Origin of the sequence: Flavobacterium sp. CFBP9031 (assembly GCF_034044945.1) — a bacterium.
Taxonomy (GTDB): domain Bacteria; phylum Bacteroidota; class Bacteroidia; order Flavobacteriales; family Flavobacteriaceae; genus Flavobacterium.
Genome location: NZ_JAXCWF010000001.1, coordinates 669754 through 693029 on the forward strand (window position 1 = coordinate 669754; position 23276 = coordinate 693029).

17 protein-coding genes are annotated in these 23276 nt (G+C 33.2%); 7 read left to right on the forward strand and 10 right to left on the reverse strand.

The features are described 5' to 3' along the window. Positions 1-28 precede the first annotated feature (28 nt). From bglX to SOM12_RS02880, 3 genes are all read right to left on the reverse strand, one after another. Positions 29-2326: a beta-glucosidase BglX gene (gene bglX / locus SOM12_RS02870; protein ID WP_320492309.1), complete on the reverse strand. Its 2298-nt coding sequence runs from the start codon at positions 2324-2326 to the stop codon at positions 29-31. A gap of 402 nt (positions 2327-2728) precedes the next feature. Further along, positions 2729-4111, reverse strand: a complete 1383-nt coding sequence (locus SOM12_RS02875) for a sialate O-acetylesterase (RefSeq protein WP_320492310.1) — start codon at positions 4109-4111, stop codon at positions 2729-2731. Then, a complete protein-coding gene (locus SOM12_RS02880) occupies positions 4101-5201 on the reverse strand; it encodes an SGNH/GDSL hydrolase family protein (RefSeq protein WP_320492311.1) in 1101 nt (366 codons plus the stop codon). The genes SOM12_RS02875 and SOM12_RS02880 overlap by 11 nt, the downstream gene beginning before the upstream one ends. Before the next feature lie 216 nt (positions 5202-5417). Here SOM12_RS02880 and SOM12_RS02885 point away from each other — a divergent pair, with 216 nt between their 5' ends. Continuing rightward, complete coding sequence (locus SOM12_RS02885; protein ID WP_320492312.1) at positions 5418-5918, forward strand: C40 family peptidase; 501 nt, start codon at positions 5418-5420, stop codon at positions 5916-5918. Positions 5919-6060: 142 nt separating this feature from the next. Here SOM12_RS02885 and SOM12_RS02890 read toward each other — a convergent pair whose 3' ends face one another. Next, positions 6061-7641, reverse strand: coding sequence for a L,D-transpeptidase family protein (locus SOM12_RS02890; protein WP_320492313.1), 1581 nt, complete (start codon positions 7639-7641; stop codon positions 6061-6063). A 167-nt stretch (positions 7642-7808) separates the two neighbouring features. Then, positions 7809-8228: a DUF1573 domain-containing protein gene (locus SOM12_RS02895; RefSeq protein ID WP_095931044.1), complete on the reverse strand. Its 420-nt coding sequence runs from the start codon at positions 8226-8228 to the stop codon at positions 7809-7811. A 164-nt stretch (positions 8229-8392) separates the two neighbouring features. Here SOM12_RS02895 and SOM12_RS02900 point away from each other — a divergent pair, with 164 nt between their 5' ends. The 4 genes from SOM12_RS02900 (at position 8393) to SOM12_RS02915 (ending at position 11833) form a co-directional block, all read left to right on the forward strand. Beyond that, positions 8393-9658, forward strand: a complete 1266-nt coding sequence (locus SOM12_RS02900) for a HAMP domain-containing sensor histidine kinase (RefSeq protein WP_320492315.1) — start codon at positions 8393-8395, stop codon at positions 9656-9658. After that, positions 9655-10341, forward strand: a complete 687-nt coding sequence (locus SOM12_RS02905; protein ID WP_095931045.1) for a response regulator transcription factor — start codon at positions 9655-9657, stop codon at positions 10339-10341. The genes SOM12_RS02900 and SOM12_RS02905 overlap by 4 nt, the downstream gene beginning before the upstream one ends. A gap of 84 nt (positions 10342-10425) precedes the next feature. Continuing rightward, positions 10426-11190: an MBL fold metallo-hydrolase gene (locus SOM12_RS02910; protein WP_320492317.1), complete on the forward strand. Its 765-nt coding sequence runs from the start codon at positions 10426-10428 to the stop codon at positions 11188-11190. Between the two features lie 100 nt (positions 11191-11290). Further along, positions 11291-11833 (forward strand): hypothetical protein, encoded by a 543-nt coding sequence (locus tag SOM12_RS02915; RefSeq protein ID WP_320492318.1) that lies wholly within the window; start codon positions 11291-11293, stop codon positions 11831-11833. A 13-nt stretch (positions 11834-11846) separates the two neighbouring features. Here SOM12_RS02915 and SOM12_RS02920 read toward each other — a convergent pair whose 3' ends face one another. Continuing rightward, the gene (locus tag SOM12_RS02920; protein WP_320492319.1) at positions 11847-14048 is read right to left on the reverse strand and encodes a B12-binding domain-containing radical SAM protein; all 2202 of its coding nucleotides are present in this window, start codon (positions 14046-14048) and stop codon (positions 11847-11849) included. A gap of 114 nt (positions 14049-14162) precedes the next feature. On the opposite strand from SOM12_RS02920, the gene SOM12_RS02925 reads away from it, so the two are divergent. Next, the gene (locus SOM12_RS02925) at positions 14163-17552 is read left to right on the forward strand and encodes a T9SS type B sorting domain-containing protein (RefSeq protein ID WP_320492320.1); all 3390 of its coding nucleotides are present in this window, start codon (positions 14163-14165) and stop codon (positions 17550-17552) included. A 71-nt stretch (positions 17553-17623) separates the two neighbouring features. Here the strand turns inward: SOM12_RS02925 and SOM12_RS02930 are convergent, their stop codons facing one another. From SOM12_RS02930 to SOM12_RS02945, 4 genes are all read right to left on the reverse strand, one after another. Beyond that, complete coding sequence (locus SOM12_RS02930) at positions 17624-18958, reverse strand: alpha/beta hydrolase (protein ID WP_320492321.1); 1335 nt, start codon at positions 18956-18958, stop codon at positions 17624-17626. Positions 18959-18997: 39 nt separating this feature from the next. Further along, the gene (locus tag SOM12_RS02935; protein WP_320492322.1) at positions 18998-19660 is read right to left on the reverse strand and encodes an SdpI family protein; all 663 of its coding nucleotides are present in this window, start codon (positions 19658-19660) and stop codon (positions 18998-19000) included. 4 nt (positions 19661-19664) lie between these two features. Then, positions 19665-19919: an autorepressor SdpR family transcription factor gene (locus SOM12_RS02940; RefSeq protein ID WP_320492323.1), complete on the reverse strand. Its 255-nt coding sequence runs from the start codon at positions 19917-19919 to the stop codon at positions 19665-19667. Positions 19920-20021: 102 nt separating this feature from the next. Further along, on the reverse strand, positions 20022-21299 hold the full coding sequence (locus SOM12_RS02945) for an MFS transporter (protein WP_095931052.1): 1278 nt from the start codon (positions 21297-21299) through the stop codon (positions 20022-20024). Between the two features lie 272 nt (positions 21300-21571). Here SOM12_RS02945 and bshC point away from each other — a divergent pair, with 272 nt between their 5' ends. Next, positions 21572-23161, forward strand: a complete 1590-nt coding sequence (gene bshC / locus SOM12_RS02950; protein ID WP_320492324.1) for a bacillithiol biosynthesis cysteine-adding enzyme BshC — start codon at positions 21572-21574, stop codon at positions 23159-23161. Positions 23162-23276 lie beyond the last annotated feature (115 nt).

Here is a 23276-nt window from a genome sequence, read left to right on the forward strand (position 1 = left end):
TTACTTTGTTACTTTTCTCCTAAAAAACCTATTCTTTAATTTCAAAACCACTCTGCAAACCTTTATCAGAGCTTCCTCCAACCATGATTTTAAAAGTTCCTGGTTCTACTAAATAAGCTCCTTCATTGTTATAAAAACCAAGTTCTTTATCTGTCAAAGTAAACTTTACCGTTTTAGTTTCACCTTTTTTCAGATTAACCAATTCAAAACCTTTTAATTCTTTTATTGGACGAACGATACTTGCGAATTCATCATGAATGTACAATTGCACTACTTCTTTTCCGTCATAATTTCCTGAATTCGTTACCTCAATACTTACCTCAACTTTTTCTCCTTTTGCGAAAGCCGTTTTATTTACTTTCAGGTTTTTATAATCGAATTTCGTGTAACTCAATCCAAAACCGAACGGAAATTGAGGCGTTTTCTCTACATCCATGTAATGCGACCAAAAAACATTTTTATCACTGTCTATTGGTCTTCCTGTGCTGTATTTGTTGTAATAAATTGGCACCTGACCTACATTTCTAGGAAACGACATTGGCAATTTTCCACTCGGATTGTAATCTCCATATAAAACCTGAGCAACTGCATTTCCAGTCTGAGTTCCCAAATGCCAAGCTTCTACAATTGCTGGAACATTCTCTGCTGCCCAAGGAATACTCAACGGACGACCATTATTTAGAACCAAAACCACATTCGGATTCACTTTATAAATTTCTTCTAGCAATTCTTGCTGTAATCCAGGGAGGTTCAAATCAGTTCTACTTCTTCCTTCACCGCTTTGAAAACCATATTCACCTAAAACCATTACCACAACATCGGCATTTTTTGCTGCTTTTTTCGCTGCTTCAAATCCGCTTTTATCAGTTGTATTGAAAACGGTTTCCGTTAAAAACGTTGCTTTTTGTTTTAACAAATCAACCCCTTTTTCAAAAGTTAGTTGATTGTCTTTATATTGTTGCATTCCTTCTAAAACCGAAACCGCTGTATCATCAGAAGCAGCAATTCTCCAACTTCCTAGCGGACTGTTTTTATCATTTGCCAAAGCGCCAATTAAAGCAATTTTCTGTCCAGATTTCTTTAGCGGAAGCAAATTCTTTTCGTTCTTCAGTAAAACGATAGATTTTTTTGCCATGTCTAAAACACCTTCGTTGTTGGCTTTACTTCCAACAACTTCTTTTTCGCGTTTTTCATCACAATATCTGTACGGATCATCAAATAATCCTAATTCAAATTTTACGCGCAAAATTCTACGAACGGCATCATCAACCAGAGCTTCTTTTACCTTCCCAGATTTTACCAAATCAACCAATTTTGCCACATACAAATACGATTCCATATCCATATCAGAACCTGCAATAACTGCTTTTGCTGTTGCATCGGCTTCGTCTTTTGCATATCCATGCGCAATCATTTCGCGAATCGAAGCATAATCCGAAATTACAAATCCGTCAAACTTCCATTTTCCTTTTAAAATATCTCTTTGTAAAAAAGCATTTCCAGTTGCAGGAACACCATTCAAAGTATTAAACGAATTCATAAACGTACGAACTCCCGCTTCAACCGTTGCTTCAAAAGGAGGCAAAACCGAATTGTACAATTTCGAATTACTGATATCCACGATATTATATTCCAAACCTGCTTCAACATAGCCATAAGCAGCAAAGTGTTTCGCGCAAGCTGCAATCGTATTTACTTTGGCCAAATCTGCAATGGTTTCTCCTTGAAAACCTTTCACACGCGCATAACCAATTTTACTTCCCAAATAAGGATCTTCTCCTGCACCCTCCATCACACGTCCCCAGCGCGCATCGTTTGCCACGTCAACATTTGGTCCGAATGTCCAGTTAATTCCAGATGCCGAAGCTTCATCTGCCGCAATCGCCGCCGATTTTTTAATCGCTTCCAAATCCCAGCTTGCTGCTTCTGCCAACGGAATCGGACTTAACGTTTTATAACCATGTATTACGTCAAAACCAATTATTAACGGAATTCCTAATCTCGTTTCTTCCACCGCAATTTTCTGCACCGCACGAACTTCCTTTACACCGCGAACGGTCAGCATCGATCCGACCAATCCTTTTCTTAAATGTTCGTATTTTAATTCGGCTGTTCCGCCTTTTGGCGCAGGTCCAGTAACATCCCAAAAACCATTATATTGATTCATCTGTCCCACTTTTTCCTCCAGCGTCATTAACGGTAAAAGCAAATCGATACGCTGCTCAACAGTTTTATTCTTATCCAGATACGGCTTTTTTTGTGCATTCATATTTCCAACAGTAAACAGGGAAAATACCCCAATAATTAGTATTTGTTTATTTTTCATATGTGGTTTAGTTAGTTCTTTTTTAGTTTCTAAGGTTCTGAGACGCTAAGATTCTAAGCTTTTTTTGGGCGTGTCCCGCCGAAAAAGGCGGGTCGGGCTTTCGGCTTTATCTTTTGTTCCGTTTCTCTCCACAAAAGGATACCGCCTCTATCCCTCACGCAAATCGTTTTCAAAAGAGCGTTTTGGTCATTTTGTCATCCTGAGGAACGAAGGATCACACTAGAAACTCCGTACAGAACTTCGCCAAACTTTGTCGAGTTACGTGTGTGATGCTTACTTCCTCAGAATGACAAACTTTGTGTCTCACTTCACGGGGCTTCGACTTCGCTCAGCCTAACAAGCAGATCTACAATCAAAAATCTATATTCTATGTTCTATATTCTAAAATCTATTTTCTAAAATCTAAAATTCACTCGTAAAACAAGAAGCAGGCAGATTCGCTTTATTAAACAAATCAGACTGTGTTGTATTTCCCCATGCAAATCTCACTTTTGCTGGAGAAGCTACTTTTTTACTTGTCATAATCACTTCGTTATTTTTAATCGAAGCTTCCGCTGGATAGAAAACTCCATCACTTCCAGCTACTTCAAATTGATTCGATTTTTTATCTTTAAAATAAAGTCCGTCAGCATAATCGAAAGAAACAATTACTTTGTTTTTTTCAATCTTAACCTCTTTAAACAAGGGACCATTTACCAAATTAGAATTGGTTTTATACATTTCCTTCAAAGCCAGATTCGCTAAACGAATTCCAACTGATTTTTTATTTTTGGGATGAATATCAATCGTATCCGAAATATCGCTAATCACTACCATTCCTGTCTTTGGAACTTCTTTCAATAATTTTCTTTGAGAATTTCTTACCGTTACATTTGAGAAATTATTAGAACCCGTTTTAAACGGCGCAATCTGAACATAATAAAACGGAAAATTATCATTCCATTCCTTTCTCCAAGACGTAATTAACGCTCCAAGAGTTTTATCATAAACCAAAGAACCCACATTTGATTCTCCCTGATACCAAAGCGTTCCTGCAATTTTAAATCCTACAATCGGGTAAATCATGGCATTGTAAGCACGTCCTGGCTGTCTTGGTCCGTATTCCTGTTCGTTTAGTTTTTTAGCATTTTCTAATAAAAGCGGATCATTATTTACCACATCTTCTGGCATCCAGATTTCTGCAGGAGTTCCTCCCCAATTCGAAGAAATTAATCCGATTGGAACATTTTTCAAATCTTCGCGAAGGCGTTTGGCAAAAAAGTAACCAATAGCGCTAAAATATTTCATGGTTTCCGGAGTCGATTCTGTCCAGTTTCCAAGTAAATTATTCTGCGGACTTGTAGCCGTTAATTTCGGAACCGTAAAAAATCGAATGTTTGGATTTGTTGCGTTTTTCATTTCTTCTTCGCCATCATCAATTCCCCAACTTACCGACATTTCCATATTCGATTGTCCAGAGCAAAGCCAGACTTCGCCAATTAGAATATTTTTTAAAATGACTTCATTGTAGCCTTTTATCGAAATAGTAAAAGGTCCGCCAGCCTCTGGAGTTTTAATCGTTAATTCCCATTTTGCCTGATTACTGGCCACGGTTTTATATTCCTGATTGTTCCAACTCGAAACCAGTTTAATTTCTTCTTTTGGATTTGCCCAACCCCAAATTTTCACTTCAGAGTTGCGCTGTAAAACCATATTATCACTAAAAATATTCGGAAGCGAAACGTTTGCCATCATAGTACTGGAAATCAATAAAAAGAAAACAAACTTATAGATATTATTTTTCATTTAGTAACTTCTTTAAAAATGGAGCATATTCGTCTGCCAAAACCTTATGATCTGCCACATCTGGATGTCCCATACATCCGTTCGGCGTCATCGGTTTGAATTTAAAAATCTGAATAGGCTTATGCGCTTTATCATTCGCGAAAGCGTTTTTAACTTTATTTAGGCAATCTTCAAAAACAACTCCTCTTTCTCCTCCAACCATTGGACTATTCGTAATTACAATCTGCACTTTCGGATTATGTTTGTAGAGCATTTTGATGAAGTTTACATAATTAGAAACATACTTTTCAGCGTTAAATGGAAGACGTTCTTTTTTACCGTCTCCGCCAGAAAAGTCATTTGTTCCTAAAGCAATGCTGATAATATCTGGCTGAAAAGCGAAATCATATTTAGGTTTCGAAGCATCTTTCGTCAAATACAAATTTGGATAAGCATCAGGCATTATAACTTCGTCTTTATTCTCGTCATTCCAATTTCTGTACATTCCAATTCCAGAAACACAGCTCATTAAATAATCGGCACTAATCTCTCTAGAAAGTGTTGGACCGTAAGCATAATAACTATTGTGGTGATCGTAATATTCTCCTTTATCGCAAGGAATTTCAGAACCATCGCTTGCTGCACCGCAAGTAATCGAATCTCCGATAAACTCGATTTTCTTTTTCTTTTTAAACGAAATTGACGTCAGCTTTGCCGTTGTTCCAGCGAACAAAACTCCGCCTGTATGTGCTTCTGTATTTTTATAAATTTCTAAACGATGTTCTTTTTGATTTGAAGTAATCTTTATTGGAAAAGATTGAACCGTACCTTTTTCAATTCTAATTTTCCCAATATATTTTCCATCCAAAACCAATTGAACATAATTATGATGTTCGTAAGCATCTACATTTTGAAGTAAAATCGAACATTCATTTCCAGTAAAATTGAAAGAAACAGAAGAAGCTGTTCCAATTAAAATGATAGTATCATGCTGCAATTTTTCTATGCGACCTTGATAGAGGAAAGTTTTATTTGAATTTAGTGTTTGTGAGTTCGAAATGATCGAAATCAGCAAAAACGAAATTAAAAGTGCTATTTTTTTGGGAAACATAATTTATTTGTTAAAATCTAAATACGATTCACAAATATATTGGAAAGAGATTATCTAAAAAGATACTAAAATGTCAAAAAGTAATAAAAAAACACCACATAAACACATCAATTTTTGTCGATAGAACGTTAATTCTTACAATTGAAACAAATGGTATTCTATTGAAATTCTAGATTTAAGGCTTATCTTTACCGTTTAACCCTTTTTGTATATAAAATGAGATCACATTTTTTTATTTTTCTATCAGCCTTTATTTTATTTTCCTCTTTTAATTTAAAAAAGAAGGAAAAGGAAAACCTACCTCAAACTGCAACCGAAATTAATCGTGATTCTATAATTGTTTATGCAAAAAAATATTTAGGAACGCCTTATGTATACGCGAGCAGTAATCCGCAAAAAGGTTTTGACTGTTCGGGTTTTGTGAGTTATGTGTTTAAAAATTTTGGAATGACGCTTCCTAGAAGTTCAAGCGGCTATAAAAACATCGGTAAAACTTTAAAACCAGAAGAATTTAAAGTTGGAGATATTTTGGTTTTCTACGGATATAAAAACAGAAATGTTGTGGGGCACGTCGGCATTATTTGTGAAGCCAACGGAATGCAGTCGAAATTTATTCACGCTTCGTCAGGAAAAGCGCAGCAAGTAACTATAACATCACTTGATACAGAACACTACACCAAACGTTTTTATAAATGTGTGGATGTTTTGAGTAAATAGTTTTTTTTCTGTTGACACTAAATTTATTTTCACGCAGATTTAAAAAGATTTAAGCAGATACACGCAGATTTATTTATTTTCAAAGTGTAAAAAATCTAATTAAATCTGCTTTAATCTGCTAAATCTGCGTGAAATTCATTTTCTATTCTTCAGTCAATAATTTGATAAGACTTTCATCTCTTCCGTAAATATCTTTATAGAAGTTTAGATTTCCTTCGCGGTCTACCCAAGCGGTAAAATAGCCAATGTAAACTGGAACTTTTTTCTTTAAAGTATACCAGCTTTCTTTTCCAGCGTGCATTGCTTTATCAATTCTTGCAGGATTCCATTGCGGATCGACTTTTAATAATTCTATTGCCAATTCACGAGGTTTTGCGACACGCACGCAACCATGGCTAAAAGCTCGGCTCTCTCTTTCAAACAAACTTTTTGAAGGTGTATCATGCAAGTAAATATTGCTTGAATTTGGAAATAAAAACTTCACCAAACCTAAAGAATTATTTTTTCCCGGAAGCTGACGAACTGCACCGTTATTCCATTCTAGATTTTTCTTCTGCAAATAGTTTTTATCTTTTGCCATTCCAGGTTTAATCTCCGATTTAATAATGCTTGGTGGCACATTCCAATACGGACTAAAAACAATATTGCTCATCATTCCGCTAAAAACAACCGTTTTTGTCATCGCCCTTCCCACCACAACTGGCGACACAAAAGCGATTTTTCCGTCTTCAACTATATATAATTTAAATTCAGGAATATTGACTTCAATGTATTTTTGACCTTTTTCTAATTCAGGATCAATCCAACGACAACGCTCCATATTAACAATAATCGTTTTAATGCGTTCCGAAACTGGAATATTCAAGTCATTAATATGTTCTAATAAAATGGTGTTTTTGGGAGTGTAGCCATGGCGCACTTCATAGTTTTTAATAGCTTTCATTAAAGTCGTATCGCAAACCACGCTTTTATTGTCTTCTTTAAGGTCTTTGGTCACAAAAAGCCTTTCTCTTATCTGAGCCACAACATTTGATGAGTCTCCAACTTTTAGAGCTTTATAATCTTCATCTGTTTCGATCGTTTTCCAACCACCATTTTTTTCAATTTCTCTATATTCTTTTAGAGCATCACGAAGTTTATAATATTGGCTGAACATCTTTCTTTTCTTATCATCCAAAATGGTTGATTTTTTAAAGATAGAATCAGAAAGCACTTGGTAATTGAACTTTTTGCGAGGCAAAAGCCATTCTAAAGAAATACTAGTTTTCTCATCAAAACCTGCATATACTTTTTCTGCATAGTAGTAATACAAATTTGACAGCAGTAAATCAGTATCTTCTTTGGATAATTTCTTGGTTGGATTACTTTCAAAAACAGAATTTAGTTCTTCTTTATAAGGATAATTAGCTTTCAATCCTTCTTGATCTAAATTTTTGTATTGATTGAATAGTGTATTTCCAAACTCCACTACTCCTTTATTATCCTGCCATAATTGAGTCGATTTGTTTTTTTGATACAAAGAAGTTACATCGCCTTTAAATTTCTCCAGTTTTGGATAATTTTCATAAAACTTTGCGATTCGCACAGTATCAATAGTAAGTTTTAATTCTGGAATTTTTTCAACAGTTTTTATTGAATTTTCCTCTTTCTTATCTGCTTTCGAATTACACGAAAAAACAACAAAAAAAACAACTGCAACTATAGGCGTATACCAAATTTTCATAGCTTAAAATTTTTGAATAAAAGTAGAAAAAATTCTATTAAAACAAAGTTCTCGGCAATAATTCTTAATCCTTATTTTTTTGAAGTTTAAACGATTAATAAAAAATAAAAGCTCCAAACAATTTACATGTCTGGAGCTTTCGCCATATAACCAACCTATTAAAATTCTTAGATAACTGTACCTTTTAAAGTAAGTACTTTTGGTGTTGTTTCTGCACTAGTTGTTACAGTAACTGTTTTTGTAAAAGCACCTTTGTTTGCAGCATTGTAAGTTGCAGTAACTTTTGCAGATTTACCTGGCTGAATTGGTTCTTTTGTGTAATCTGTCGCTGTACATCCGCAAGATCCTTGAACATTTGTAATAACTACAGCTGTTTTTCCTGTATTTTTAAATTCGTAAACAATTGCTTTTGGAGTTCCCTGAGGAATTTGTCCAACATCAATTGTTTCTGCTTTCCAAACAATTGTAGAAGCAGCTGTAGTTTCTGAAATTTCATTCTCTGAAACTAAAGATTGTACTGGTGCAATTGCAGAAAAAGACATAAGGCCTAAAGCCAAAGCTAACATCGAAATTTTGATCATTTTCATAACTGATATATTTAAAATGGTTTGTAGTTCATTTTGATATTACAAAGGTAATTCAGACAAAATCAAATTGCTGTTAACCGCTTTCAAACGTTTGTTAATGACTTGTTAATCGCTTATTTTCAGGCTAAAATTGATTAATATTACACTCTCAAAATTTGTTATTCTTGAAAATTAATAAACTCAACAGCATCATTCTCTTAGGATTGGTAGCCATCATTAGTATTTTGGTTGCACAATTGTTATGGACAAAAGAAGCTTTTACAATTGAACAAAAAAAGCTTAGCCAGAAAGCCCATATTGCTTTGTTGGAAGTGGCTAAAAAATTATACGAAGGAACTAACCACGAACTGCCGGTTCAAAATCCGGTTCAGAAAATTGCCAACGATTATTATATAGTAAATGTCGATAACGAGTTTGAACCTGATATTTTAGAATTTTATCTAAAAACAGAATTCAAAAAAATGAACATCACGACCGATTTCGAATACGCGATGTACAATTGTCAAAGCGACGAAATGATTTATGGTGATTACATTTCGCTTTATAAGAAAAAAGCAGAATGCAAAAAGACCGTTTATTTTCCTAAACATAAAAATCTAGTCTATTATTTTGCCGTTCGTTTTCCAAATGAAACTACTTATTTATTTAGTTCGATGCGTTTTTGGTTTGTACTTTCAACGGCATTGATCCTGATTTTACTGATTTACGTTTATTCGATTTTTAAGCTTTTACAGCATAAAAAATATTCGGAACTGCAGCGTGATTTCATTAATAATATGACGCATGAATTTAAAACACCTCTGGCTTCAATTCTTATCGCTTCTAAATATTTAATTGAACAAAAACCAATTAAAGAAGACAAAAAACTATATACCTACACCGATATTATTATCAATCAAGGAAATAAATTAAACGGCCATATCGAAAAGATTTTAAACATCGCAAAATCCGATTATGCTCCTTTAGAACTTAAAAAAGAAAGTATTTTAATTGTGCCCATAATTGAAGAAGCAATTGAAAACATCCAATTAAAATATCCTGAAGCTTCTATTAAAATCGAAACTTCTTCAAAAGAATATTTGCTGGAAACCGATATTTTTCATTTTGGTAATTTAGTTTATAATTTACTGGATAATGCAGTGAAATATTGTAATGAAAAGCCAGAAATTACGATTAAATTCACAGAAGAAAACAATTGTTTAAAACTAGAATTTATAGATAACGGAATTGGAATTAATCCTAAAAAAATATCTTTTATCTTTGATAAGTTTTATAGAGTTCAAAATGAAAAGAGCAATGAAGTTAACGGATTTGGACTCGGTTTATATTATGTAAAAGAAATCTGCAGTCTGCAAAACTGGAAAATAAAAGCCGAAAACAATAAAGAAAAAGGTGTTACTATAACTTTATCAATTCCTAACAAAAAATGAGAAACTTCAAAATACTATATGCCGAAGACGACGAAACCCTTGCGTTTTTAACCAAAGATAATTTGGAGCAAAATAATTATGAAGTTATTCATTGTTCTGATGGAAAATCTGCGCTTAAAATTTTTGAAGAAGAAGAGTTTGATGTTTGCATTTTTGATATTATGATGCCAAAAATGGATGGTTTTGAGCTGGCTGAAGCAGTTAGAAAAATAGACGTTGATGTTCCGATTATTTTCCTTTCAGCTAAAACTTTAAAAGAAGACCGCATTAAAGGTCTTCGTATCGGTGCAGATGATTATTTGGTAAAACCTTTCAGCATTGAAGAATTACTGCTGAAAATTGAAATTTTCTTGAAACGTTCACAGAAAAATATTTCTCCTGCAAAAACAATTTATGAAGTAGGAAAATATCATTTTGACACCAAAAATTTCATTCTTTTTAATGATGAAGAAAAGGTTGGTTTAACTCAGCGGGAAGCCGAATTATTAAAACTTTTTCTAGATCATAAAAATTCTGTTTTGAAAAGAGAACAGATTTTAACGTCTCTATGGGGAACCGACGACTATTTTATGGGAAGAAGTTTGGATGTTTTCATTTCCCGTCTTCGTAAAATCCTTGCCAATGAAGAAGGAATTTCGATTGAAAACCTTCATGGAATTGGGTTTAGGTTTTCAATAGGATAAATCACAATTCTGTTAAAAATAAAGAAAAATCTGTAAGTAGTTTCTCGAAAAACTTTGTATTTTTAATATCTAATTTTCTTGGATATGAAATTACATCATTTGCGAAATGCCTCTTTGGTAATTGAAACAGAAAAGCATGTCATTTTAGTTGACCCAATGTTAGGTAAAAGAAAAACAATTCCGCCTTTTACTATTTTCAGATACAAACCGAAACGAAATCCTTTGGTGGCTTTGCCAAAAAACAGTCGTGAAATTTTAAGTCGAGTGACGCATTGTTTGATCACACATTTGCATCCTGATCATATAGACAAAGCTGGTGAAGTTTTTTTAAGAAGAAAAAGCATTCCTGTAATTTGCAGTTCTAAAGATGAAAAAGCTCTTGTGCAAAGAGGTCTTAGTGTAATTCAGACTCTTGAATATTGGGAACCGCAAAAATTTCTGGATGGAAAAATTACCGGGATTCCAGCCATTCACGGTTATGGTTTCATTGCCAAATTAATGGGAAATGTAATGGGTTTTCTTATTGAACTGGCAGATCAAAAATCGATTTACATCAGTTCCGACACTGTTTTTACAGAACATGTAAATAAAGTTTTAACGCAATTAAAACCAGACATTTCGATTATAGCATGCGGAACCGCAAGATTAGATATCGGCCAACCTTTGCTAATGCGAATGGACGACATTTTAAAGTTCGTAACACTAGCACCAGGAAAAGTCCTTGCCAATCATTTAGAAGCTTTAAATCATTGCCCAACCACCCGATTACAATTAAGAACTGCTCTTTCAGATCATGGTCTTTTAAGCAAAACTTCTATTCCGAATGACGGAGAATGTATAGAATACTAATCCTAAACTATTTTTTTGAAAACAAGAATCATTTAGATGATGTTTTATTTCCAGTTCTTCTAGAAATATTATATTTGGCTCGCTAACCAAATCAAAATAAATGGAGGATTTTTTAAGGAAGATAAATTTAGTTCAAGACATTTCTATACAATTACCCATTTCAAAAATAGATTTCATTCAAAAATTCAGAACTAACGTTGATGAATCTGATTTAAGTTTTGTTCCATTTGAAGTGTTTGAATCAAGCAAAAATGAATATAAAGGCAACATCCTTAATAATAGTTTCGAATTTAAAAAAAGGAGGAAATTCTTTAACAATAATTATTCGTTTGCAAAAGTAACCGGCACATTCAAAGAAGATCATAACCTATTAATTGTAAATGCCGAAATTAATGGCTTTAAGAAGAGAATGCTTTTATTTTTAGGAATAATGATTCTGTTTTATTTGATCTCGATTTTCAGTTCTATTTTCCTACCTGGTGAAAATCCCCCTTTCATTTTTTTTCCCTTTCATTTTTTTCCCTTTCTTTTATTCCATATGTCTTTAATGATCGGAATTCCTTATTTCGTAATCAGGCGAAGTGTTAAAAGAATGGTTTACGATGTAGAAAGAGACTTACATTACTGGGTAACAAAAAATTAATTATTCGAATTGTTTAAAGTACCAATAACCCAAATTCACGCAAAGTGTTTATCGGTTTAGAATACCAGAACAATTCGAAATCTTCTAGCGAAGTTTCAAAATCATTTTTGACTTCCTGAAAAGTATAATTTTTAGAACCTGAAACCGCTATTTTGGATAAAATTGAAGTCAGCCACTCGCCTTCTTCTTTTCCGGTTTGAATATTGAAACTTTCTTTTTTATCATGAAAAGTTAGCGACATCATTTCCCAACTTCTTCCCTTTTTTGATTTTGCGAAGATTTCTGCTGCAGGTTTTCCTCCAAGCCAAACCACTTTTGCATTTGGTTTAGTATTGAAATCGTTTTGTTCTTCTAAAGCATTAAAAATAAAATCAGGGTGAATTTTGGTTTTAGGAATTTTGAAATCGAACCAATCCTGAAGTTCATAATCGAAACAGATTCCGTGCATGAAATTAAAAAGTGATTTCTTTAATCCGAAACTAAATTTGTCATGATTAATTCCTGTTGCATCAGTGTACTCAATGTCGTTATTTGCAAAAGTTCCAATTGTTTCTGTTTTTTTTGTTACACCAAATTGTTCTGGATATAAGCCAACCGGACTATGAGCCGTCAATGCAAATTGATGCCAGAATCCAGATTGTAAAACGCCCGCTTCAAACAATTGGCGAACCATTTCTAGACTATCGACCGTTTCCTGAATGGTTTGGGTAGGATATCCGTACATTAAATACGCATGAACCATAATTCCTGCTTCGGTAAAATTACGAGTTACTTTTGCGACTTGCTCAACAGTTACTCCTTTATCTATCAGTTTCAATAATCGATCTGAAGCAACTTCTAAACCTCCTGAAACAGCAATGCAGCCTGAAGCCTTCAGTAACAAACATAAATCTTTTGAAAAACTTTTCTCAAAACGAATATTGGTCCACCAAGTTACGGCTAGTTTTCTTTTTAGAATTTCAAGCGCCAACGCACGCATTAAAGCTGGCGGTGCGGCTTCATCAACAAAATGAAATCCGTTCTGACCTGTTTTATCGATCAATTCTTCTATTCGGTCACAAAGCAGACTTGCCGCAACGGGTTCATATACTTTGATGTAATCTAAAGAAATATCACAGAAAGTACATTTTCCCCAATAACAGCCGTGTGCCATGGTGAGTTTGTTCCATCTTCCGTCGCTCCACATTCGGTGCATCGGATTAACAATTTCGATCACCGAAATATATTTATCCAAAGGCAGATCTGAATAATCTGGTGTTCCAACTTGAGATTGCTTGTAGTCGTGTTTTAAAGAATTGTTTTTATAGACTACTTCTCCGTTTTCTAATAAAAATGTTCTTTTGAAAGAATTCGAATCTGGGTTTTCTAAATGAAAAATTAATTCTTCAATTGGGACTTCTCCATCATCTAAAGTGATAAAATTGAAAAATTCGAAAACACGTTTATCAGAAAGCGAACGCAATTCGGTATTTGGAAAACCTCCACCCATTGAAATTTTAATTTCAGGATAATTTTCTTTTACCCATTGCGCACATCTAAATGCGCTATACAAATTCCCTGGAAAAGGAACAGAAATTAGAAATAAAGTTGGTCTTACCGCTTCGATTTTAGCTTTTAAAAGTGAAATTAAAATCGAATCGATATATGTCGGCTCTTGCTGCAAGGCTTCATACAATTCATCAAAAGAATTGGCGCTTCGCCCTAAACGTTCGGCATAGCGACTGAAACCAAAATTCTCGTCAACACATTCTACAATAAAATCTGAAATATCTTCGAGATATAAAGTTGCCAAGTGTTTTGCTTTGTCTTGTGTTCCCATTGTTCCAAAAGCCCAATCGAGTTCTTCTAGTTGCGCAAAACGAGAAGCTTCTGGCAGAAAATCTTCCTGACAAATCTGTAGAGCCAAAGTTGGATTTTTACCTTGCAAAAACTGAATTACAGAATCGATCGTTTTAATATATTCGTCTTGAAGAGCAAAAATTCGCTTAGAATTATCAGAGACTTCAGAGCCAACTTCAAACTTCAGGCTTGAAACTTCAAACAAATCAATAAGTCCTTTCTTCGAAAACAATTCTAAAATCACATCAATACCCAAATCAGCCTGAACTGATTCTATATTTTTAGTATTCAGAAAACCTTTTATATACGCCGTTGCCGGATACGGGGTATTCAGTTGTGTAAATGGCGGCGTAATTACAAAAAGTTTTGTTTTCAAAAGAGAATTATTTTTTTGCAAAAATACGGGATATTTTGAGACTTTTTAGCGTTTCAATTTTTGATTTGAATTTGTAAACATTTAATTACATTTGTCGCAATCCAAATTACTCTAATGAAACATAGATTACTTTTACTTTTTTTCTTATTAACGCTACAATTGTTTTCACAAAACAAAAATCAATCAATTGGTTTTAAAGAAAATAAAGGTCAAATTATCGATCAGAATGGCAAACCTAATACCGACGTTAAGTATTTACTGAATTCGGGAGGTTTAAATGTTCAGTTAAAGAAAAATGGATTTTCTTATGATATCTATGAAGTAAAAAAGACGCCAATTGTTCGTTCGGCAACACCAAAACTATTTCCAGAAAAAGATAACAAAGAAAAAGACGATTTCAATCTAGAATATATTTTTCATAGGGTAGACATTGATTTTGTCAATTCAAATTCTAAAGTTGAATTAATTACGGAACAAAAATCAGCTGATTTTGATAATTATTATAACGTTCCAAATCAACCAGAAGGCGTTCTGGGAGTTCATCAGTATAAACAAATTACCTACAAAAATATATATCCTAATATTGATGCTGTTTTTACAATTCCCGAAGATCCCAAAAAAGCTGTTGAATATAATTTTGTTATTCATCCAAAGGGAAAAATCTCTGATATTCAATTAAAATTTAACGGTGCCAAAACCGATTTGGTAGATAATAAAATCCAAATGAATGTTCGTTTTGGAAAAATGGAAGAAACAATTCCTGCTAGCTGGATTGAAGAAAAAGGACGTAAAAAAGAAATAATTATTGGATATCAAAAGCTAAAAAAAGATGTTTATGGATTTCGTTCTGCAAACTTCTTAGCGGGTAAAACAGTTGTTATTGATCCTACTCCGGTAAGATTGTGGGGAACTTATTATGGTGAAGGCGAATCAAATTACTTTGGAGATATAGACACTGATAGTTTTGGCAATATCTATTTTACGGGCTACACGAGCAGTACATCAGGAATTTATGCTACATCTGGAGCCCATCAGACCACTGCTTTCGATTCTAGAAATATGCAATCTGACGCAATAATTGTAAAATTTGATCCTTCAGGAAAAAGAGTTTGGGGTACTTTTTATGGTGGAGAAAGTTGGGATCGAGCATTTGGCCTAAAGATTGACAAGCAAAATAATGTTGTAATTACTGGAAGTACAGATAGCAAAAGAAACATATCTACAACTGGAGCTTATATTCAAACTACAACAAGTAACACCACTTATGCATTTCTTGCAAAATTTAACTCCTCTGGAACGAGATTGTGGGCAACATACATGGGTAATTCTGGTACAGATTCTGCCGAAGATGTAGATATTGATAGTAATGATAATATCTATATTGTAGGAAGCACAAACAGTTACATTGGATTTTCTACAAACAATAATTTTCAGACTTTATTAAATCACTCTGGTATGCCTGGAAATAGTTCGTTCGATGGTTTTTTGACTAAGTTTAACCCTAGTGGCGATCTTGTGTGGAGTACCTATGTAGGCGGGGAAAGCAATGATTATTTACATACTATAAAAGTCGCATCTGACTATCTTATTTTAGGAGGAAAAACTTTTAGTTTAAATTATATTTCTACTCCTGGAACATTTCAAGAGACCAATTATAAAAATGGCGTTAATGGTACGGTTTATAAATTCAGTTTAGATGGAAATAGAATTTGGAGCACTTATTATGGTTCTGGCAATAGAATAAAAGCTGTTGTAAATGATGACGAAAACAATGTTTACATTGGAGGAGATTTATTCGGAAGTGACAATGATGATAATATTACCTCGCCAGGAAGTTTTGATGATTACAACAGTTGGACTCAAACTGGTTTTTTAGCAAAATTAAATAAAGACGGCCAGCGAATTTGGGGAACCTATCTAGGAACATCATCGGCTGTATATTCATTAATTTTTAAAAACAATCACATTTACATTGGTGGCGAAGGTGGCGATCAATCGATAACTACTCCATGCGCCTATAAAAGAAAAGGATTTGCAGAGGGTTATATTGGTAAGTTTACTAAATCTGGAAGCTTAGTTTTTGGAACTTATGTAAATGGATTCGATCAGTATTCTGAAAACAAAATTTGCTTTGAAAATAATAATATTGTTATTGGAGGAACTACAGCCCAAGATGCTGTCTTTGCAGATACACCTGTTGAAAATAACAAAATAACAGATTCGAATTCTTATCAGCAAAATCTTAACGGAAGAAAGAATTTTTATTTAATCAATTTTTCTGAAGAAAAAAGCTGTAACATTGATGTGCATCCGTCAACAAATTCGCCTGTATGTTTTGGCGAAACATTATCTTTTAAAGCTGATTCTAATTCTGGATATAATTATTTATGGACTGGTCCAAATGGTTTTACAAGTACTCTGTCTAATCCAACCATTACAAATCCATCAAGTGCAAATAATGGACAATACCATTTAGTGGTAAGCGATGATTGCAACTGTGAAAAAACATACACTTTTGATGTGGTTATTGGAGATGTACAAGCTCCAGTTGCAAACATTCCGGATCTTCCAACTATATCGGGAGATTGTCATACTGAAGTGAAAATATTTCCCAAAGCAACAGATAAATGTGCTGGAACAATTACTGCCACAACCGCGGATCCTTTATCATATTCTGTTCCTGGAACTTATACCATAAAATGGAATTATGATGATGGAAACGGAAATAGATCATCTCAAAATCAAACCGTTATTATTACAAATCAACTTCCTGAAGTAAATTCTTCACATACATTTTGCGTACAGCAAAACGCAACTTTAAGTGACATTCCAATCATTGGGCAAAATATAAAATGGTTTGATACTTTTTTTTCAGCATCTATTTTGCCAGAAACAACTTTATTGGAAAGTCGTATTTATTATGTTTCGCAAGCACAAAACGATTGCGAAAGTGAAAGATTACCAATTACAGTAAAAATACAAGACACACCGAGTCCGATTGCAAATTCTCCACAGGAATTCTGTATTCAAAAAAATGCAAAAATTAGTGATATCATAATTGATGCTCAAAACGTCAAATGGTATGAAAGCTATTCTTCTACAAGTAATTTAGCAGAATCAACTGCACTTGAAAACGGAATTACCTATTATGCTTCTCAAACCATAAGTGGTTGTGAAAGTGATCGAATTCCTGTAGCAATAGACATTCTAGAAGCAAAAAATAGAGATTGCGTCAATTTGACTGAGGAGCTTCCTTTCCCAAAATTCTTTACTCCAAATGGAGATGGTTATAATGATACATGGACAATCGACCCAGCTTATTTAGCTCCTAATTCGTCTATTAGAATATTTGATCGCTACGGAAGATTAGTTAAAGAATTGGCATTAAACACTTCTTGGAACGGAACTTATCTCGGAAATCAACTACCTGCATCAGACTATTGGTTTACGGTTACGAGAATGAATGGGGCAGAATATAGAGGGCATTTTTCTTTAAAACGATAAAAATAAAATCGCAAAGATTTATACGGAAAAGAACTTCTTTGAACTGTATACATCTTTGCGATTACATAATTTTATTTCGTTTGCATTAAAACCCAACTCGAAATTTCTTCTAAAGCTATTGGCGAAAAAGTTTGTTCAATAGTGGCATATTCAGTTGGAGAACCTGTCTTACATTCTTGAAACAAGTGATTTAAATTTGGTAATTCTTTAATGGTTACTTTCTTATTTCCCGCTTCTGTCAAAACTTTTTTAATATTTTCAAGATTAACTTGGGCTGGAACCTGCAAATCTTTACTTCCGTTAAGTGCCAAAACTGGACATTTTACTTTTTCTAAAAAAGGCTTTGGATCAAGTTTTAAAAGAGCATAATACCACGGACTTGTAATTTGATCTGTAGTGGTTTTAGCCATATCATCATTCCCTAATTTTGATTTAAAATACGAATTGACTTTGGCTTTCAAATCGTCATCATTAACAGTACTTTGAATAATAAGATCATAAGCGCCTTTAAAATTTTCTTTACTCTGCTCTACCACCGCATCTGGAACTCCCATTTGTTTTTCTAATAATTCTCTTTGCAGTAGCAACAATTTATCGCCGCGAATTCCTGGTCCGGCAAGTAGAACTATAAATTTAACATCTTTAGAATTTCCAGCTATAATTGGAGCAATTATGCCGCCTTCGCTATGTCCGATTAAACCAATTTTATTTTTATCGATTTCTTTTCTCGTTTTCAAATAGTCTACTCCAGCTTGTACATCTTTTGCAAAATCCATAGTAGTTGCTTTTTTAAAATCACCTGTGGATTGACTAAAACCACGATCATCAAAACGTAAAACAGCAATTCCTTTTTTGGTAAGATAATCTGCTAAAACTAAAAATGATTTGTGCCCTAGCATTTCTTCATCTCGATTTTGCGCGCCACTTCCAGAAATCAAAATAACTACAGGAAAATTACCTTCTTTTTTAGGCATTGATAACGTTCCTGCTAGAGTCACTTTATCTGTTTTATTTTCAAATTTTACATCCTCTGTATAATAAGGAAATGGCTGTTTAGGTTCCTGAGGTTTTGCAACTTCCATATTTCCTTTAGATAAATTAAGATCTAATGTATGTCCGTTTTGAATCAATTTCCCAACAAAAACATTATCAGCACCTAACCTTCCTTCGTATAAACCACCGATAGTTGCAATATCTAATTTCAATACCGAATTTTCAAAAGTAGTAGATGTAACAGGAATTCCCTTTGCATTTTGATCCGGACTATCCACCGTAGAACTATACCCTTTTTCTGTTTTAGTAATATTAAATAGAACTCTTAGCTCATTATTTTGAATTTTTAAAATACCATTCCATTGTCCTGAAATATCTTGTCCAAACGATTTTGAAGAACTAAAAATTATCAATATAAAAAGTATTATTTTTTCATTTCGATGCTTAATTACTTAAAGGTTATTTTCTTTTTTTTCTAAACTTTTAAACTTAAAATAAGAATAAATAATAGGAACAAAAGCAATGGTAACGCCAATACCTACAAAAATTTTAGAAAAATTAAATCCCGAAAACAACAAGCCTCCCAAGATGAAAATAAAGCCAGCCGCAAGCCATAATTTTCCTGCAAAGGAATGAGTAGCTTTCCACACCTGCTGATTTTCTAGTGTCCACGGTGTGCGAATTCCAATAAAATAATTCGGTTGAATAACTTTAAAATAATTTCCGAAAATTATTAGTAAAATTCCAACTGCAACATACATTAAACCCGGACTCGAAAAAGATTGATTTTTGGTTATATAAACAATAAATGTAGCCAGCAAAGACATAAATAAAACCAAGAAAAATTTAAGCTGATAAAACTTTCTCCCCATTAATGAAATTCTTTTTTTAGGATCAATTTTAGATGCTGCCGTCATTAAAGCATACATTAAAACTGGAAGCATAAAAACTAGAAACAGTAAACTAATCTTATCTCCCAAATTGTCAATTTGCCCTTCGTAATTCCAATGTATAGGAACTCTCTCGGGAAGACTATTCCAAACTGTTCCCAAATAAATAAAAGGAATCGAAACAATTCCAATTATAGGGAGTTCTTTTCTTAATTCTAGATTCATATTATTATTGTTTAAAGGTTAGTATCCATTGTAAAACATCTTCCAATATGGTGGTATTAATGGAGTAAATGATGAATTGTCCGTTTTTTTCAGATGTAATTAAATCCGCCCGTTTTAAAATATCCAAATGATGTGAAATACTCGGTTTAGAAATATTAAAAGCGTCTGCAATCTCTCCTGCAGATAAATCCTTCTCTTTTAAAAGATCGAGAATCTCTCTTCTAGTGGCATCATTTAATGCTTTAAAAATATCATTCATTACATTTATATATTTAGACAAATATCTAAATACTTTTCTAACAAACAAAAAAAAGCAGTAATTTTTTACATTACTGCTTTTAAAATATTTTAAATCTATAACTTAAAATTTATGTTCGTCTTTGCTAATGACCAAAAATGAAACTAAAGATATAAGTGCAGCGGTTACTAAATAGAAACCTACATAACTCACATCATAGGTCTTAGCCAACCAAATTGCTATCATTGGTGCAAAGGCAGCGCCTAAAATTCCAGCCATATTAAAAGTCAAAGAGGCTCCAGAATAACGAACATTTGTTGGAAATAATTCAGACAGAAAAGTTCCCAAAGGTCCGTAAGTAAAGCCCATTAACGACATTCCGATGCAGGCAAAAATGGTAACCAAAACGATATTTCCAGAACTTAAAAAGTAAGAAAAGAAAAATCCGAAAACGGCAATAGCCGCAGTTGCCACGATAAGCATTTTGCGGCGACCAATCTTGTCGGCCACAACAGCAGAAACCGGAATAAAAAGCGCAAAAAACAATACGGAAAATAATTGAATCAATAATCCGTCTCTTTTTACAATTCCTAAATCTGAAGTAGCCCAGCTAAGTGTAAATACAGTCATTAAATAGAAAACCAAAAATGTTGTTATTGCCGCGAATGTTCCAAAAATCAACTGATTTTTATATGATTTTACTAATTCCAGAAAAGGAACTTTTACCTCTTCTTCCTCTTTTTTAGCATTTTCAAACGAAGGCGTTTCTGTAATTTTAGTTCTAATATAAAAACCAACTATCACTAAAAATGCACTTGCAATAAAAGGAATTCTCCAACCATAATTCATAAAATCTTCATTGCTCATAGAATCTGTCAACAACAAGAAAGTTCCACCAGAAAGCAATAATCCTATTGGAGCGCCTAATTGCGGAAACATTCCGTACCAAGCACGTTTATTTGGTGGTGCATTTTCTATCGCCAATAAAACAGCGCCTCCCCACTCGCCTCCTAAACCAACACCTTGTCCGAATCGGCAAAGCATTAATAATAACGGAGCGGCTACACCAATACTCGCATAACTTGGCAAAAATCCTATTGTTACTGTCGAAATTCCCATTGTCAATAAAGCTGCAACAAGAGTAAACTTACGTCCGATCTTATCACCATAATGGCCAAAAAATGCCGAACCTAAAGGGCGCGACAAAAAGGCAATAGAAAAAGTGGCTAAAGATTCCAGAGTCGCCATTGTCGAATCTGAACTAGGAAAAAATAATTGAGGAAAAACCAACACTGCTGCATTGGCATAAATATAAAAATCAAAAAATTCAATTGTGGTACCAATAAGGCTTCCAAAAAGAACATGTTTTAGAGAGTTCTTTTTATTCTCGTTAGTTTTCATGTAAAATAGATATAACTTTTTTTTTGATTACAAAAATATAGTTTCATTATTAATAATTCATGTTTCAAAGAATTAGTTTTAAAACATCATACGTTTTTTAACAAATCTGATGTTTTTTCCATTTTAAAAACACGAATTTTATTTCAATTTAAAAACTTGATTTAAGGTACTTTAAAACAAAAATTAAAAATCAAATCTTAAGCATTCGTTAAAAGCGTTTTTACCTGTATATTTTCATTAAATTTACAGCTGTCAAAAATAAATTTAAAATTATGCCAACCGACTGTATCAGCTTTCAATCTTCTGGATATTTCTCTAAATTAATGCAAGATTACTTAGATCAGAAACCAGAGTTAAAACCGCTGTACAACCATTTTCCAAGCCTAGAAAATTTTGAAAAACAAATAGCTGAAAAATCAGCCAATTTTGATCATAACAATAGAAATGCATTGGTTGAAACGCTGGAAAAACAATATCAAAATATTGAAATTTCGGAGTCAACTCAACATAATATTGCGCTTTTAAAACTCGAAAATACATTTACCATTACAACTGGACATCAGCTAAATCTATTTAGCGGACCATTGTATTTTTTATATAAAATTATTTCTACGATTAATTTAACTAAAGAATTAAAATCGAAATATCCTTCGTACAATTTTGTTCCCGTTTATTGGATGGCGACCGAAGATCACGATTTTGAAGAAATCAATTATTTTAATTTTAAAGGGAAAAAAATCCGTTGGAATGCAGAAAGCACTGGTCCAGTTGGAAGACTTTCAACTGAAGGCTTAGAGAATTTATTTGAAATTTACTCTCAAGAATTAGGTTCAAGCACCAATGCAAATGCACTTAAGAAGCTTTTTGAAAATGCGTATTTAAAACACGAAAATCTAGCCGATGCAACTCGCTTTTTGGCCAATGCGCTTTTTTCAAGCTATGGCTTAGTAATTATAGATGCAGACGATACCAATTTAAAACGTGCTTTTATTCCGTTTGTAAAAGAAGAATTAGAACATCAGACTTCATTTAAAGCCGTTCAAAAATCAATTGAAGCACTTTCTGACTATACTGTTCAAGTAAATCCTCGTGAAATAAATTTATTTTACATTGAAGATAAACTGCGCGAAAGAATCATTTTTGAAAATGATAAATACCTAGTTAACAACACTAGAATTTCATTTTCTAAAGAAGAAATTCTAAAACTATTAGAAAGCAATCCTGAAAAATTCAGTCCCAATGTAATTATGCGTCCGCTATATCAGGAAATTATTCTTCCTAATCTTTGCTACATTGGCGGAGGCGGGGAAATTGCTTATTGGTTAGAATTAAAAGCTTTCTTTGAGGCAGTAAACATTACCTTCCCAATATTATTAGTTCGAAATTCAGTTCTTTTAGCAACCGAAAAACAAGTTAAAAAAGCCGATAATTTAAATTTAACTTGGAAAGATTTATTCAATAAATCAGAGAATTTAGTCAATCAGATTACGCATAAACTATCTCCGTTTCCAATTGATTTAACTCCTCAAAAAGAAGCGCTTGAAAAACAGTTTGCTTATCTTTTTGAATTGGCCGAAAAGACCGATAAATCTTTTTCTGGAGCAGTTAAAGCTCAAGAAGTAAAACAAAAGAAAGGTTTAGAAAATCTAGAAAAACGTTTGTTAAAAGCACAAAAAAGAAAACTAGCCGATCAATTGGAGCGTGTTACCGATTTGCAGTGCGAATTATTTCCAAATAACAGCCTTCAAGAGCGCCAAGCCAATTTTTCTGAATTTTATTTAGAAAAAGGAGAGCAATTGATTCCGCTTTTAATTCAGAAATTAAAACCTTTAGAACATAATTTTGACATCATAATAATCTAAAATAATTATCTTTAGAAATTAAAAAGTACAGATTTAGAAACAAATAACCAGCACATTTTCTAAATCTTTACTCTCTCAAACCAAATAGAATTATATTTTATAACCTATTAACTAA

Bases quoted from the DNA above. Each gene is read 5' to 3' on its own strand.
- bglX (WP_320492309.1), bottom strand. From the start codon at position 2,326: ATGAAAAATAAACAAATACTAATTATTGGGGTATTTTCCCTGTTTACT.
- SOM12_RS02875 (WP_320492310.1), bottom strand. From the start codon at position 4,111: ATGAAAAATAATATCTATAAGTTTGTTTTCTTTTTATTGATTTCCAGT.
- SOM12_RS02880 (WP_320492311.1), bottom strand. From the start codon at position 5,201: ATGTTTCCCAAAAAAATAGCACTTTTAATTTCGTTTTTGCTGATTTCG.
- SOM12_RS02885 (WP_320492312.1), top strand. From the start codon at position 5,418: ATGAGATCACATTTTTTTATTTTTCTATCAGCCTTTATTTTATTTTCC.
- SOM12_RS02890 (WP_320492313.1), bottom strand. From the start codon at position 7,641: ATGAAAATTTGGTATACGCCTATAGTTGCAGTTGTTTTTTTTGTTGTT.
- SOM12_RS02895 (WP_095931044.1), bottom strand. From the start codon at position 8,228: ATGAAAATGATCAAAATTTCGATGTTAGCTTTGGCTTTAGGCCTTATG.
- SOM12_RS02905 (WP_095931045.1), top strand. From the start codon at position 9,655: ATGAGAAACTTCAAAATACTATATGCCGAAGACGACGAAACCCTTGCG.
- SOM12_RS02910 (WP_320492317.1), top strand. From the start codon at position 10,426: ATGAAATTACATCATTTGCGAAATGCCTCTTTGGTAATTGAAACAGAA.
- SOM12_RS02915 (WP_320492318.1), top strand. From the start codon at position 11,291: ATGGAGGATTTTTTAAGGAAGATAAATTTAGTTCAAGACATTTCTATA.
- SOM12_RS02925 (WP_320492320.1), top strand. From the start codon at position 14,163: ATGAAACATAGATTACTTTTACTTTTTTTCTTATTAACGCTACAATTG.
- SOM12_RS02935 (WP_320492322.1), bottom strand. From the start codon at position 19,660: ATGAATCTAGAATTAAGAAAAGAACTCCCTATAATTGGAATTGTTTCG.
- SOM12_RS02940 (WP_320492323.1), bottom strand. From the start codon at position 19,919: ATGAATGATATTTTTAAAGCATTAAATGATGCCACTAGAAGAGAGATT.
- SOM12_RS02945 (WP_095931052.1), bottom strand. From the start codon at position 21,299: ATGAAAACTAACGAGAATAAAAAGAACTCTCTAAAACATGTTCTTTTT.
- bshC (WP_320492324.1), top strand. From the start codon at position 21,572: ATGCCAACCGACTGTATCAGCTTTCAATCTTCTGGATATTTCTCTAAA.